Here is a 15,312-nt window from a genome sequence, read left to right on the forward strand (position 1 = left end):
AAAAAGGTGAGTAGTGTCAACTGACTCTACTCACCTCTTCATACTTAAAGCTACCTTCGTTTGTACTTTATTCAGCTTTTAGTTTGTTGATATAGTTTGTATCAATAAACTTCTCGATGCTAATATCCTTATTCACATAATTCAAGCTCTTCAATATCTCTACGGATTGCTGAAATTGATCCAATAATTCATCCGATGGTGCCTCATTTTGGTAGACACCAAATTCATAGGCTTTAATTCGCTCAACCTCTTGACTTGCAGCCTTCGCAGCAAATTCAATAAACTGGTCATAATCGGATTCTGCTAAATCAATGGCACGATCGATAGCACGCAAATACGCTTCAACGATTTCTGGATGCTGCTGTGCAAATTCTCCACGTGCAATGTAAAAGGTCGGAGAGTAGATTTGATGCTCCTTGGCATTCGTTATGAGCACTGCCCCATTGGCAGCCTCTATGTTCGCATACGTATCCGCTGTTACCCAAGCGTCGATCTGTCCAGTCTGAAACGCAGGATGAGCATCAGTAATCGCTAGATTAACAACTTCAATATCGTCAATGGATAGTCCGGCCTTATCTAAAACCTTCAGCAAAAATACATGGTGAGAAGTTCCTACCGCAACACCTACTTTTTTACCCTGTAAGTCTTCTATCCTTTGAACGCCACTATCCTTGTGGGCAATGATAGAATTGACTCCAACAAGACCGTCACTTGCTAACGATATTAATACGGTGTCTAAGTCATTGTTAGCACCTCCCACAATGGCACCTTCACCTAATACGGCTAGGTCAATACGCTTGGATGCAATACCTTCATTAATAGGTGGTCCATTAGGATGCTGTGACCATTCAATTTTGACCTGATAATCCGCAAATTCTTCATCTAAGTAACCTGCTTCTCTCGCCACATTCAATACAGAAAGGTTCATATTTGCAATACGTACGGCCGTCAATTGGTCTCCGCCACTTGAACCATTCACTTTGCTGCAAGCAGCCAGCAGTGTACTAATCACGATAAGAGTAGCTAAGGTATATATAGTATGTTTCTTCATGCGTTCTCTTCCTTTCAGAATTATCCTTGTAAAGCCGAAAAGTCGTCGAAAAGAAAGGGCACCACATAAAGTGGTGCTTTACTTACTACTTCTTATTTGTCTTTACCTGATCACCTTTACCTTTTTGTTGTACAAGCACTCAATTACTATTTCTTTCTAATGAGTGAGCTAGCTTCACCTTCAACATTTTTCGGTGTACTTTTCGATACCGTTACACGACGCACGACGCGCTTCTCTTCATAGTCTGCAACAGCATAATGCTGTGTGGCAAGATTATCCCATATCACCAGATCACCTTCCTGCCAATTCCAACGAACCGTGTTTTCTAGACGTGTCACATAGCTTTGTAAAATATTATAAAGTGCGTTGGACTCTGATGTAGAATACCCCTCCAACTGACGAATAAAGCCACCTAGTAATAAATGCTTTTTCCCTGTTTCTGGATGTGTAAAGACTAATGGATGACGTGTTTCATACTCCGTTGAAGAAAAAACTTCACGATACTTTTGATATTGCTCTATATCCTTGTCTTTCGCTTGATTCAAATAGGCAAATGCAGCATAGTCAAATTTGTTTGAGTGGATTGCCCATACTTGTTCAGCTAGTGCTTTTAATTCTGCTGGTATGTCCTCATATGCGGTGTGCGTATTAGCCCACACCGTGTCACCGCCTACGCTCGGAATCGTTACACCGCGCAAAACGGAATATCGTGGAACCTCTGGTACAAAGGTAACATCTGTGTGCCATGTATTTGCTTTAGCACCATACTCTGAATTAAGCTCAAAGATCGCGTTTGTATTTTCTTTTACCGGTACCGTTGGATGTACATACAATTCACCCAGACGCTCAGCAAATTTCTCGTGCAGTACATCATCCAAATGCTGCTGTCCACGGAAAAACAGTACAAGATGCTCCTTCAATGCCTCTTGAATGTACGCAAAGGTCTCTTGATCCAAATCCGCCGAAAGCTTTACCCCTCTTATCTCTGCACCAATACGACCAGCCTTTTTCACGATTTCAATAGTTGTTGTTGACATAACCATCCACCTCTTCACATTATTATTTGACACGATTACAGCTTACACAGTCATGCTTATAGTCAGTAAACAATTAGCGATCTCGTTGCTCAGCATCACCACCTCTCTTGAACGATGATATTAGGCTTTAAAGCTATCCTGCCATTTAAGCAGACGTTCCTCTAGAACGCGAACGAAGGAATCCGAAAGCTTCCCGATAAGAGCAAAAATAATAATGCCAACAAACACTTTATCTGTAGCCATAAATGCACGGGCATCTTGGATCATAAAGCCAACCCCTTTCGTTGCACCGAGTAATTCAGCTGCAACTAAGCACATCCAAGCGGTACTTAACGATAACCGTATGCCTAATAAAATGTTCGGCAATGATCCCGGAAATAGAACCTTTGTAATTTTTTCAGCCGTTGAATATTCTAAAATTTTCGCTACTTCAAATAGCTTATTGTCGACGTTGCGCACTCCTAAAAATGATTGCAAATATAAAGGGAAAAATGCCCCTAACGATATGAGTAATACTTTTGATAGCTCGCCAAAGCCGATCCATAAAATAAATAAAGGAGTAATCGCAAGCAACGGCACCGTTCGTACCATTTGCAAAGTTGGGTTTAAGTATTGCTCCGTTTTTCGCTTCATGCCAACCCAGACGCCAAAGGCAAGACCGAGAAGACCACCCAGTCCAAATCCTATAACGGCACGCTGCAAACTAATGGCCAGATGCTTTATTAGTTCGCCTGACTTCATCAGCTCGTATCCTTTTAATAGAATCAATGTTGGAGATGAAAACAAATTGACGGCTAAATATCCTGATCTAGCTAAAGCCTCCCAAGCAACCAATATGATGAACGGGATAGCCATCGCTCGAATCACTCCTGGCAGCTTCCTTACCGTTTTCTCATTCCTCGGCAGGTGCTGCACCTCCAGCTCAGTTGTCATTACTGTTGCCACAAAATCTCTCCCCTCTTCATGTTTAGATACTGAAATCTTCCACTTCCTCAATGTCATGATTCAAATATTTCATAATGAGTGAACGATACTCTAAAAATGATTTCGATGACCGCGTTCTTGGCAGCGGCAGCTCAATGGGCACTATTGCTTTTATCCGCCCAGGATGAGCATCCATCACGACAACTCTTGACGATAAATAAATGGCTTCATCAATATCATGCGTCACGAGTAACATCGTCGTTTTATTCTTTTCCCATATGTTTAGTAGTGCCTCTTGCAAATGCTCCCTAGTAAAAGCGTCCAAAGCGCCAAACGGCTCATCTAGCAGTAAAATTTTCGGATTCCTTAGTAATGCTCTGGCGATCGCTACGCGTTGAGACATTCCTCCTGAAATTTGTCGAGGATAAGCCTTCTCGAATCCCCGTAAATTAACGAGACCAATTAAGTCATCAATTTTTTTGCGGACCGCCGCATCTTTCAGCTTTAGATTTCCTGCGATATTGCCTTCCACAGTCGCCCATGGGAACAAGCGATGCTCTTGAAAGATAAACCCCCGTTCCTTGGATGGGCCAATGATCGGCTCAGAAAACACTTGAATATTTCCTTCATAGTCGGTATCCAGCCCTGCAACTAGCTTAAGTAATGTGCTTTTTCCACACCCGCTAGGTCCGATAATCGATACCAGTTCCCCCTCCTGCACCTTCAGATCAAATCGATCCAGCGCATGCACCTTCTGTGCATTGGTGGAGAATGTTTTGTTGAGCTGATCAATTCGTAGCGCGGTTACAGCTGTCATCGTATCCCTTCCTCTCCCAAACAAACAAAAAGAGGTCAACCGCATTCTGAGCTGAAAATCAGAATCGGTTAACCTCTTTTCGAAAAAGTCGGTTGCTTATTCATTTGTTACCAATAATTTACACGATACTATATATACTGTCAATAGTATTCCGATAAAAAAACTTGGTTTAATGTGAAAAGCTGGAAATGTCTCTGCTGGTCATATAGGATTTAGACTTGCGATGGACAGTAAACATCATGATCTGTAGTATATCGCGCAGATGAGCACTTTATATCACTGCAATGTGAATACTGCGATATATATCTATATATATAAAAGCAAAAGCAGGCGGATTATCGGACTACGTATCGTCCACTCCACCTGCTTATACTTAAGTTATTCGTCGTCCACATTCTATTTCAAATGCTTCGTCCTATGCGCCCTGATACACCTTCGCCCAGCCTTCAAGATTGTTTGTGCAGATGAGCACATCTGGATAATTTGACTTCAATGTCTGCAGTTGATTCTCGTCATCCGGCGTCCAAACCATAAGCTGTATACCGTGTTTTTTAGCCTCCTCCGCGTACTCCGGCGTAAGAAACACATATTTTAATGACAAATACTTTGCTCCTAGCTGCTTCATAAACGGAAATACCGCTGGCGTCGCACCATAGATGACAAGGCCTAGCTCTATCTCTGCATCTAGCTCCCTAGCACGCATGATGGAATAATGATCGAAGGAGGTGAGAAACACCTTTTTCTTCATATCCACACGCTTGATCACCTCGATGACTGCTGCTTCAAGTCCAGCATGCATGCTGCCGGTTTGCTTCAGCTCGATATCAACGAGCATTCGATCCTTTACAAGCAGCAGCGCTTCCTCCAAGGTTGGAATCTGCTCTCCACCCCCGGCATCAAGCTTACGCAGCTCCTCCAACGTAAAATCCTTTACTGCGCCTGTTCCATTCGTCGTACGATCCACCGTAGGATCATGAATGACGACAGGTACACCGTCCTTTGTAAGATGAACATCGAATTCCAGATGCGTGAATTTCAGCTCAAGCGCTGCACGAAAGCCGCGCAGTGTATTTTCTGGATGCTTAAGTGGATACCCTCGATGGGCTAAGCCTCGTATTGTCATGTGATCATGCTCCTTCCATACACGAGATTGTTTATCGCCTCTACTACGCCTGCACCGTAGGATGCAGAGCAAATATAGTCGGCAGCAGCCTTTAGCTCAGCCGGACTATTCGCAACTGCGACACCAACGCCAGCTGCTTCCAGCATCGGCAGATCATTCATCTGGTTGCCTATCGCCATCATGCTGGCTTTATCAATACCGAGCATATCCGACAGTCTCTCAAGTGCCTTTCCCTTGCTCGTCTGTGCCGATATAAGCTCCATATAATTAGGCTCCGATTGGAACTTTTCGACGATATGATTAAGCTCCTGTGACCATCGGCTCCATAATTCTTCAATCGCCTCAATCTCGCCTAGCAATATGACTTTCTCAAGCTCACCTGCTCTCCAGCTTGAATCATTAACGGCAACGAGATTACACTTGATTCGCTCCTTATGCTCGAATGCCTCAACCTCCTCGTTCTTAGCAAAGCATTCAATGCTGTCTTCACGGAACAGCAGCACCATAAGTCCATGCACATGTGCATCAATCAGCATATCAGCGATGTCTGCTGCTTTAAGACATATTCGTTCCACTACCTTTCCAGATACCGCCAGCACAGCTCCGTTGCACAGGATAACAGGAATCTCAATTCCTATTTGATCAATAATAGATTGTGCAGTTAACAAAGGACGACCCGTCGCTATCGTGAACAGGCCGCCCTGCTTTTTATAGGCTTGAATAGCCGTAATTACCTCATTAGGCAGCGAATGATCCGGCCCGAGCAATGTGCCATCCAGATCGCTAACAATACAGCGAATATTGCTGTCCACTTTCCCTTCCTCCTCGGCCCGCTGCCAAGGAACATAGGCTTTCTCCAGTACTCAACCTGCTCCTTATTATAGCGTTACAACTAATATATTAGCGGTGTCTTATTTAAATGTTGAGTTCGCCATTGCTGCTACAATATGCTTTTGCATTAAGCTGTAAACGACAATGATCGGCAATATCGCCATAACACTTGCAGCCATAATAATGTGGAAATGCAATGATTCATCACCAGCAATCGAGTCACGAAGGAACGCGATACCGATTGTCAGAACCCGCATATCACTCGAATTTGTCATGATAAGCGGCCAGAAATACGAGTTCCACGCTGCAATAAAGATCAATACGATAAAGGTGACGATCGTTGGCATCGCCATAGGCACAAGCATGCGATAAATGAGTGCAAAACGACCAGCACCGTCTACTCGCGCTGCCTCGAGCACATCATTGTTAAGTGATTTGAACGATTGTCGCAGCAGGAATATACCAAAAGCAGATGCGCCATTCGGTACGATTAACGCCCAGAACGTATCCAGCCAACCGAGCTTGGACATCATCACATAGACAGGTATGAACGTAACTTGATCCGGCACAATTAATGCTGCCAGTACGAGCAGAAACAAAAACTCTTTCCCCCAGAAGCGTCCTTTGGCGAAGGCGTATGCTGCCCATAGTGCAACATTAAGCTGCAAAATTATTAAGCCAATAGACATGATGAGGGTATTGGAGAAGTATTTAGCGTATGGAATAACGCGAAATGCCTCAGCATAGTTTCCCCAAGAAAAGGTTTCTGGCCATAGGGTCGGTACAGCTAATCGCATCTCCGCCTGTGTTTTTAGTGAGCTTACAACCATCCAATAGACAGGAAATAAGATGATAAGGGTGACCGCCACCGCTAGCACGACTCGTATGAAGCTGACCACTTTACTGTTCTTTTGTCCAGCCATTCTGCTATCCCTCATAATGCACCTTCTTCCTGCTGATGAACCACTGCAATGCTGTAAGAAGCAATATGATCACAAAGAAAATCATAATAAGCGCCGATGCTCTGCCTGTTCTAAATTGCGAGAACGCCATCGTATAGATCCAATAGACAACCGCATTGGACGCATTCAAAGGTCCACCATTCGTCATAATATCAATCGATTGGAATACTTGCATCGACGATATAAAGGTCGTAATGACAAGGAATAGCGTCATCGGGGACAATAATGGAAGGGTAATATGACGGAATAGCATCCATCTATTCGCTCCATCAATGGCAGCTGCCTCATAGTAATCTGCAGGAATGCTGCGTAGACCCGCAATAAATAAGATCATTGCAAAGCCGACTCCCTTCCACACCGACACGACAACTAGCGCTGGCAGTACTGTACTCGGATTAATGAGCCATTCTACGGGATCGATGCCGAACATCGCCACAACACGGTTCAGCAAGCCGTATTTCCCGTTATAAATCCATACGAATACCATGGCAGCTATAACCATCGAAATATAGTATGGCATAAAGACAATGCCTCGCATAAAGGCATAGAACCGTGACGACACATTAAACAACAAAGCGAGCAACAAGCCAATCGCTAATGTTAATACGACATCCATAATCGTATACGTAAACGTAATTTTAAGTGATTGATAGAAATCCTCATGACCTAGCAAATACGTATAGTTATCTATACCAACAAACTTCTTGACCGGTCTCGTCATATTCCAGTTCGTTAAACTAATATAGAACGAGTTGACAAGAGGATAGTACAGAAAGACAGCCAATAATGCTATGGCCGGTAAAGCGAACATAAAATCCTTCCACTTCTCCAGCGCAGTTCTCCAGTTGCGTACAGAAACCGGCGTCCGTGTGGACGCCGCTAGCTTCAATTCTTGTTTATTGTTATTGTTCATAAGCTTATCACTCATAATCTGCCAATATCTCGTTAATTCTCTCTGCTGCCTGCGGCATTAACGTAGCAGGGTCTACATTGTTCAGAGCAAGCTCACCAATCACTTCGATGTAATGTGTTCTGAATTCTGGATACGCAATATGCTGTAGACGTGGCGTTACATCGTCAAAATGCTCGAACACAGCTTCATATTGCGGCCATCTTTCAAAGTATTGCTTGCCTTCCTCTGAATCGATGGCAGATTTACGAGTTGGAAGATAGCCCACAGATTCTGCCCACTTGATGTTGTGTTCAGCCGACGTCATATGCTCAATAAACTTCCAAGCTGCTTCTTTTTCCTCATCGCTTGCTCCATCCATCATCGCAATCCCTGCACCACCGATGTTAGAGATACGTTTTACATCACCTGGAACAAAGGAAACACCAATTTCAAAGTCAGCGTTCTCTCTGTACATTTTAATGTTCGCAGATGTATGCTGAACCATAGCGATTTCGCCACCTAGGAACATTTGACGCATATTATCAGAAGCGCCCTTACCATAGCCGATATGCATGTAGCCATCCGTTTTCCATTTGTAGAAGTTTTCGATATAGCGCATCGATTCAGGTGTTTCTACTGCAGAAGCAGATTGATCGTCTGTTAAGATTTGACCACCGCCATTGATCATCCATGGATCAAAGTACCAAGCATCCCAGCCAGGCACAGAGAACGCATAGCGAGTCGTTTCACCGTTTTCCTTTAGCGTTACTGCTTCGTTAAACGCATCGATATCATCCCAAGTTTGCGGTGGCTGTACACCAAGCTCATCCAGCAACGTTTTGTTATATACGAATACACTAGTACTTACGATTAGCGGGAAACCATATTGCTTGCCATTGAAAGCATAGGCATTAATCATACCCTCTGAGAAATCATCCATTGCTGTGTTGTCGCGTAGTATCCATGGTGTCAAGTCTGTAAACACACCGCTATCACCGAACGTAGGCAAAGAAGATACCTCAACATTCGTTACAGCCGGAACATCATTCGCAGCTACAGCTGCTTGAAGCTTCTTGTGAAGATCAGGATAACCGCCTTGGAATACAGGCTCAACCGTGATGTGAGGATATTTCTTCGAGAACTCCTCAAGCATATAGTTCAAGCCCTCCATCTGAGCTTCTGCGTGAGAGTGCCAGTATTGGATCGTGATAGGCTCTGTACTCTCTACAACCTTCGCCGCCTCCACTGGAACTGGTGCATTGTTAGCATTGGCGCTAGATTGCCCTCCGTTATTCGCATCTCCACTGCCACATGCTGTAACAACAAGGGCTAGTCCACCAGCCATCATCGTAGTCATCCACTTCTTTTTCGTCTTCATTGCTTGTCATGCTCCTCTCGAGATTTGATTTGCTTGCTTCATCTTGATGTGTGGGTTTTCTCAGCATCTCCACCCGTATTAGAACATTCGTTACTTTAATGACCTATATCCATCGATCAAACGATCATCCATCAACTATCACTCTATCAATCTTTCACTCTTTCAATCTAGCCTTCCGTCCGTGTAACCATGAACCCATCTACCCATCCATGTCGCCATGTATTATTTATCTCATGTATCCACCTATAGCCAGTACCGCTTATCGCCTATTGAGACGTAATCTGCACCGTATTCAAGCGCCTGACGAATTTCCTCTTCGTGCCGAATCAGTCCGCCTACAATTAATGGGCAGCTAATCTTCTGCTTCAAGTCTTTAATGACCCTTGGCATTAATCCCGGCATTAGCTCAACCTCATCGGGCTGAACCTGTCCGATCATTTTAATCGCCGTATCAATAGCTGCTGTGTCTATTCCAAATATGCGCTGAATCGAGCGAATTCCAACTTGTCGCGCAGCCGCAATCATATTCGATTTCGTCGAGACAATGCCATCTATTCCGAAGGTTTTACTAAGATATTGAACGGTGGAAAGATCTCTTCCAAGACCGCTCACCATCTCCAGATGCACATGCACCTGCTTACCAGCCTTATGTAAATCAGTGATGATCGAGGAAAGCGTCATGATATCTCCGGTCATCAAATTAACTCGCTTCACCTTGCTCTTCAATACCGCTTCAATCTGCTCTTGCTTCGTAATTGATGCGATAATAGGCAACTCTTCTAATTGTTGTTCGACCATGGTGTATCCCCCTTTCACTTCTTAAACTATATCCCCTCCATATTTTTTCGATGTTAACGTAGTGTGAAATATATGTAAAATAAAAAAACCAATCTAGCATGTAACGTTAATGAGGGATTATCCTCGTTACATTAAGCTAGATTGGGCTTTCTCATAGGTTTTACCCTTATTTCATTGGTTTTCGACTTACTATTCAATCATTTACGCAGTATTAGTGTGACGTAAAGCTTTTGTAAATGTTGAAGTCTATTAAATAATGTCACATGCTATGATTTCACTTAATATTATTTTGCGAATACATGATTACCGATTTTAGTCGTTACTGGACGACTTCTCACCCAAGCATTGTCCGTTTTATCCGGATTGTAGAACACGACCGCGCCCATACTAGGGTCAAAGCCATTAATCGCTTGCTGTACGGCACGTTTCGTTTCCTCACTTGGCTTCACCGTATGTATTCGTTTATCAAGCACCGGTGAATATTGATAGTATGATTTTCCATTATAATATTCGACTTGAAAGATCGTATCGATAATATTGCTTGGCCATGCTGGATCCTCTACTCGGTTAAGAATAGACGCAGCGACAGCTACTTTGCCATCGAAGCTCTCTCCACCTGCTTCAGCCTCTGTAATTTGGTTTAGCCAGTAAAGCTCTTCTTCTGTTGGTTGATTCGTATTCGTATTTGATAAAGCAACGATACTGTTTTCTTGTGTTGAAAGGATTGCAGCTCTAAGCTTCGAGTCATATCGAACATGCAAACCAAGCTTTTTAGCCGTATAAGCTAGTGGAACATAGGATACACCGCCAACAAGTACGGTCTCCGTATCCAAATGATCTCTAGACCAGCTACCTTGCGCCACATGCTGGTAGTCAGTGTAGCGCTTACTTACAGGATAACCGATTTCAATTGAAGCATTTCTTAGTATAGCCGCTTGATAGCTTGGACTCCAATTCACGGTTACACCGAACTTTTGGAAAAACCTCGCTGGTACAAGCTGATAGCCATGTTGATTGATTACAGTTGTTTTAATTGGTTCATTGTCAATATATACGGTCGTGCTAGCAGGTGTTTGCGCCGAAACACTTAAGGTTGGCCAAGTTAATACCACCATGAGCAAAAGCACTACTGGTAACTTCCAACGTTTGCTTGCTATCACTTCCACCTCCTTCATCTCGCACCATTATACGACAAAATAGCTTGTCAACTAGATTCCAAATAAAGGATAATGAGAGACGACTATTCTATCGAAGTAAGCTGAATACCGACGTTATGCGGATTTCTGCACAATCACTTATTCGACTCTTAAAATGATGAGAGCTTTCTAATGTTTACCGTAGCGTATTTATAGTATAAGAGTCCTTCATTGATTTGATATTAAAGCTAAACTTTACTACGATTGGACATAAAGGAGCCATTCCTGTAATGAATTAATTTGAGGTTTGATCGAAAAAAGCGTCTCCTGTATGCTGGGTCTTGGAATGTGGACCATTCACTGCCCTAATTAAGAGGAGGACGCTCAACATGAAGTATAAGCAAAAAGTGAAGCAAAATCAACGAATTCTAGGAATTACCGAACAAACACTTGTTGTCGGAGCAGACATCGCTAAAGAAACTCATGTTGCCCGAGCAATCGAATTTCGAGGCATTGAGCTCGGAAAGGATTGTGTGTTTCAAAACCAACGGGATGGCCTAACAAAACTAGTATCGTGGATGAAAGAATTACAACGGGTACATGTCAAGACAGACGTCATCTTTGGCATTGAGCCCACTGGACACTACTGGTTCCCACTTGCCGAATTCTTGCAGAATGAGGGTATCAAAGTGGTGGTTGTCAATCCACATCATGTGAATAAGACGAAAGAACTCGAAGACAATTCCCAAACCAAGAATGACTATAAAGATGCGAAGGTCATTGCAGATCTGGTTCGTAATGGGAAGTACACAGAGCCACAATTACCTACTGAGGTGTACGCCGATCTACGAATTTTTATGAATCTACGTGAGAAGGTCATGGTAAATCTAGGTCAAGTGCAACGTCGTATTCAGAACTGGCTAGATCGGTTTTTTCCGGAATACAGCGAAGTATTTAAGGACTGGGAAGGCAAAGCATCACTCATCACGCTTTCGGAATTTCCAACACCTGAGGAGATTATCACCCTCGGATCGCTCAACATTCTTAAGCGTTGGAAGCAGGACGTGAAACGGGCTGTAGGTATCAAGAGAGCTGAAAAGTTAGTGAAGGCAGCTTCCGTCTCCATCGGGATAACACGAGGTTTGACGGCTGCCAGAATAGAAATGAAGGCTCTCCTTGAGCAGTATGAATTACTAACAAGACAACTTGAAGACATTATGGGTCAAGTGGAAGTTTTGTTAGAACAGATACCCGGTTCCTCGGAGATGTTAAGCATTCCTGGAGTAGGAGCCGCCACTCTCGCCGGTTTTTTGGCGGAAACGGGAGATTTAAGCAAATACAATCACGGACAGCAAATTATCCGTTTGGCAGGTTTTAATCTTCGAGAGAATAGCTCGGGAAAAAAGAAGGGAAAGTCCAGCATCAGTAAACGAGGGCGTTCTCGACTCCGTGCATTACTCTACCGGGCTGTCATGCCAATGGTTGCTAAGAATGCGGAATTTCAAGCACTGCACAACTACTACACAACGCGTAGTGTGAACCCCTTGAAAAAGAAACAATCGCTTGTTGCGCTCTGTGGAAAACTCATTCGAGTGCTGTATACACTAGGAACAAAGAAAATACTTTATAATTCTCAAGATGTATTAGGACCTGTTCGTCAGGCCCAACTACAGGTAGCAGCATAACATCAAATTTCTATCGCAAGACTCATAAATCTAAGTGTTCAACAACGATAAAGGAAGCACGGAGCAGCCACAGAATAATCACCATTAGGGCAACGACCCAGTAAAGGAGCAAGAAGTGGCATCCACCCCTTGAGAGGTAGAACGAAGGAATGTAAGGGCATAGACCCAGTGTGACATGGGAGGGTAAACCGTCGAGGGAATGGTGTGGATATCCAAGGTGCGATCATACTGATGAGTATCCATAGATTGGAAAATTGATTCCAAGCTTTATTCCTGCAATCGACTTGCCCAGAAAAATATTACACTACTACATGATATCTCCATATCTCAATATCATCAACGGTTGAAATTCTAAGAATGAGTGAGTATTTGCGAGAAAAAACTAATTTATAGTGGGAGGAGATCTTATGATTAATGACGTTGATATTAAGCATCTAACGCGCTGTGTTGAGCTAGCAAAGGCTGCACTTGAGCTGGGTGATGAGCCTTTCGGATCGATTCTAGTTTCTGCAGGAGGAGATGTGCTGTTTGAGGATCACAACCATGTTGCTGGCGGCGTCATACCCAGCATCCTGAATTCGCCATAGCGAGATGGGCTTCTGAGAACATGACACCTGAAGAAAGAGCGGGGGCTACCGTTTATACATCCGGCGAGCACTGTCCGATGTGTTCTGCAGCACACGGCTGGGTAGGATTAGGACGAATCGTTTACGCAAGCTCGAGTGAGCAGCTATCGCAGTGGTTGAGCGAGCTGGGCGTTGCACCGTCCCGTGTACTTAACTTGCCGATCCAAGAGGTCATTCGCGATACGGCCATCGATGGACCTGTTCCTGAGCTTGCTGAGCAAGTGCATGAGCTGCATCGCCAGTTTCATAGTAGTCGGCAGTAGGCGCTCAGTGGCGGGCAGCCCGCGTGCTGAGTAGCGGCGCGGAGTGCTGTGTTGGCGGGCATGGAGTTGGCCGTCTGAGGCTCTGAGGAGACGCGCCCGAGTAGCTGAGGCTACAACTTTTGGTGATTCCGCTAGCTCTTGTGGTGCTCAGCGGACTATTGGTGCATAGCGGTTTTGTGGTGCTGCAGAGTTTTGTATGAAATTTTACACAAAACTTGCTGATCGTAGACAAATTTAAGGGGAGTTGTAATAAATCATACAACTCCCCCTCTTCTGCCCTTTTATCTCCTCAAGTTATATGAAAAATCATATAAACTGCCGCCGTTACTAGATAATAATTAAGTTTTATATGATTTATCACACAAATCGAGAGTATAAAATATTATGTGTAAATGAATAAATGCAAAAGGAAGACCTTTTCTTGTAGAATTGAGTTACCACACAAAATTCACAGAGAGAGGTCTTCCCTATGAATCATTTTACAACAGATTTAGTCCAAGCTCTAGTTACAAAACAAGATGTGACTGAAATTTTTCGTATTCACCTCGAAAGAGCGATGAATCACTTGTTAACAACCGAGTTAACCGCCTTCCTAGATTACGAAAAGTATGATCGTGCAGGCTTCAATACAGGCAATTCTCGTAACGGCAGCTATACACGTACGCTCCATACGGAATACGGCGATCTGCACCTTCAAATCCCTCGTGATCGTAATGGAGAGTTCAAGCAGCAGACCGTAGCGCCCTACAAGCGATCCAACGACACGTTAGAATCGTTTGTCATTCATATGTTCCAAAAGGGCGTAACCATGACTGAAATCGCTGATCTGATCGAGAAAATGTATGGGCATCATTACACACCACAAACCATATCTAACATGACGCAAGTGATGGTAGAGCATGTTGATGCGTTCCTAAAGCGCCCATTAGCCCAGCGCTATGTCTGTGTCTATTTGGATGCAACCTACATTGCTGTAAAGCGTGAGACTGTTTCGAAAGAAGCCGTTTACCTAGCTGTAGGCATTCGTGAAGACGGTTCTAAGGAGGTGCTTAGCTATGCCATCGCTCCAACTGAGTCTGCCTACGTATGGAAAGAGCTTCTGCAAGACCTTCGAGAAAGAGGCACAGAAGAAGTGCTACTCTTTATTTCTGATGGGTTAAAAGGTATGGTTGATGCCATTTTCGAGGTCTTTCCAAGTGCCAAATACCAAACCTGCTGTGTTCATCTTGCTCGCAATCTTGCTCATAAAGTGCGTGTGTCTGATCGTGCTGAGATCTGTGATGATTTCAAAACAATATACCGCGCAAAGGATGAGCAAGCTGGTCGTGAAGCGCTAGAACGTTTCTGTGATAAGTGGAAAACTGCTTATCCTAAAGCAACGAAAGCTTTAGTGGAGAATCCGTATATCTTCACGTTTTACAGCTTTCCACAGTCGATTTGGAGAAGCATTTACTCTACGAATCTTATTGAATCTTTTAACAAGCAGATCAAGAAATACACGAAACGGAAAGAACAATTTCCTCACGAAGAAGCACTAGAGAAATTTTTAGTTTCACAGTTCGAAGGCTATAACCAACGCTTTGCTACAAGATGTCATATTGGCTTTGACCAAGCTCGTGCAGAACTACAAGCCATGTTCAAAAGCAACACGTAATTCAACTGCTACAAGTAAAGGTTATTTTTATTTACACAAAATTCTTGACGCTACCCACAAATCTAAAAGGTTCTGATTCTAGCACAACGTTCTCAACATCATCAATATATCAAGCGACAAAATAAATAATATAAC

The 15,312-nt window shown here is 43.6% G+C and carries 13 protein-coding genes and 1 pseudogene; 3 read left to right on the plus strand and 11 right to left on the minus strand.

Annotation, left to right across the window (positions count from 1 at the left end):
- Positions 1 to 67: 67 nt before the first annotated feature.
- The 11 genes from NSQ99_RS17220 to NSQ99_RS17270 form a co-directional block, all read right to left on the minus strand.
- The gene (locus tag NSQ99_RS17220; RefSeq protein WP_340838063.1) at positions 68 to 1,051 is read right to left on the minus strand and encodes an ABC transporter substrate-binding protein; all 984 of its coding nucleotides are present in this window, start codon (positions 1,049 to 1,051) and stop codon (positions 68 to 70) included.
- A gap of 146 nt (positions 1,052 to 1,197) precedes the next feature.
- A complete protein-coding gene (locus tag NSQ99_RS17225) occupies positions 1,198 to 2,088 on the minus strand; it encodes a TauD/TfdA dioxygenase family protein (protein ID WP_340838064.1) in 891 nt (296 codons plus the stop codon).
- A gap of 120 nt (positions 2,089 to 2,208) precedes the next feature.
- A complete protein-coding gene (locus tag NSQ99_RS17230; protein WP_445670555.1) occupies positions 2,209 to 2,943 on the minus strand; it encodes an ABC transporter permease in 735 nt (244 codons plus the stop codon).
- Positions 2,944 to 3,055: 112 nt separating this feature from the next.
- Positions 3,056 to 3,829 carry an ABC transporter ATP-binding protein gene (locus NSQ99_RS17235; RefSeq protein ID WP_340838068.1) on the minus strand — a complete coding sequence of 258 codons (774 nt, stop codon included), beginning with the start codon at positions 3,827 to 3,829 and terminating at the stop codon, positions 3,056 to 3,058.
- Positions 3,830 to 4,244: 415 nt separating this feature from the next.
- Positions 4,245 to 4,952 (minus strand): glycerophosphodiester phosphodiesterase, encoded by a 708-nt coding sequence (locus NSQ99_RS17240; protein WP_340838069.1) that lies wholly within the window; start codon positions 4,950 to 4,952, stop codon positions 4,245 to 4,247.
- Positions 4,949 to 5,764, minus strand: a complete 816-nt coding sequence (locus NSQ99_RS17245; protein ID WP_340838071.1) for an HAD family hydrolase — start codon at positions 5,762 to 5,764, stop codon at positions 4,949 to 4,951. The genes NSQ99_RS17240 and NSQ99_RS17245 overlap by 4 nt, the downstream gene beginning before the upstream one ends.
- A gap of 99 nt (positions 5,765 to 5,863) precedes the next feature.
- On the minus strand, positions 5,864 to 6,721 hold the full coding sequence (locus NSQ99_RS17250; protein WP_251668991.1) for a carbohydrate ABC transporter permease: 858 nt from the start codon (positions 6,719 to 6,721) through the stop codon (positions 5,864 to 5,866).
- Complete coding sequence (locus tag NSQ99_RS17255) at positions 6,711 to 7,673, minus strand: carbohydrate ABC transporter permease (protein WP_251668992.1); 963 nt, start codon at positions 7,671 to 7,673, stop codon at positions 6,711 to 6,713. The genes NSQ99_RS17250 and NSQ99_RS17255 overlap by 11 nt, the downstream gene beginning before the upstream one ends.
- Positions 7,666 to 9,015 carry an ABC transporter substrate-binding protein gene (locus NSQ99_RS17260; RefSeq protein WP_340838076.1) on the minus strand — a complete coding sequence of 450 codons (1,350 nt, stop codon included), beginning with the start codon at positions 9,013 to 9,015 and terminating at the stop codon, positions 7,666 to 7,668. The genes NSQ99_RS17255 and NSQ99_RS17260 overlap by 8 nt, the downstream gene beginning before the upstream one ends.
- A 243-nt stretch (positions 9,016 to 9,258) precedes the next feature.
- Positions 9,259 to 9,813 carry a glycerol-3-phosphate responsive antiterminator gene (locus tag NSQ99_RS17265; protein ID WP_340838078.1) on the minus strand — a complete coding sequence of 185 codons (555 nt, stop codon included), beginning with the start codon at positions 9,811 to 9,813 and terminating at the stop codon, positions 9,259 to 9,261.
- Positions 9,814 to 10,097: 284 nt separating this feature from the next.
- Complete coding sequence (locus NSQ99_RS17270) at positions 10,098 to 10,973, minus strand: cell wall hydrolase (RefSeq protein WP_340838080.1); 876 nt, start codon at positions 10,971 to 10,973, stop codon at positions 10,098 to 10,100.
- 365 nt (positions 10,974 to 11,338) lie between these two features.
- On the opposite strand from NSQ99_RS17270, the gene NSQ99_RS17275 reads away from it, so the two are divergent.
- The 3 genes and pseudogenes from NSQ99_RS17275 to NSQ99_RS17285 all read left to right on the plus strand — a co-directional run bounded on the left by NSQ99_RS17275 (position 11,339) and on the right by NSQ99_RS17285 (position 15,177).
- Complete coding sequence (locus tag NSQ99_RS17275) at positions 11,339 to 12,634, plus strand: IS110 family transposase (RefSeq protein ID WP_340838081.1); 1,296 nt, start codon at positions 11,339 to 11,341, stop codon at positions 12,632 to 12,634.
- 407 nt (positions 12,635 to 13,041) lie between these two features.
- Positions 13,042 to 13,523: pseudogene (locus tag NSQ99_RS17280) on the plus strand (nucleoside deaminase).
- Positions 13,524 to 13,992: 469 nt separating this feature from the next.
- Entirely contained in the window at positions 13,993 to 15,177 is a 1,185-nt protein-coding gene (locus NSQ99_RS17285; RefSeq protein WP_210178541.1) for an IS256 family transposase, read from the plus strand.
- The last annotated feature ends 135 nt before the right edge of the window (positions 15,178 to 15,312 follow it).

This window comes from Paenibacillus sp. FSL W7-1287, from assembly GCF_038004245.1.
Taxonomy (GTDB): domain Bacteria; phylum Bacillota; class Bacilli; order Paenibacillales; family Paenibacillaceae; genus Pristimantibacillus; species Pristimantibacillus camelliae.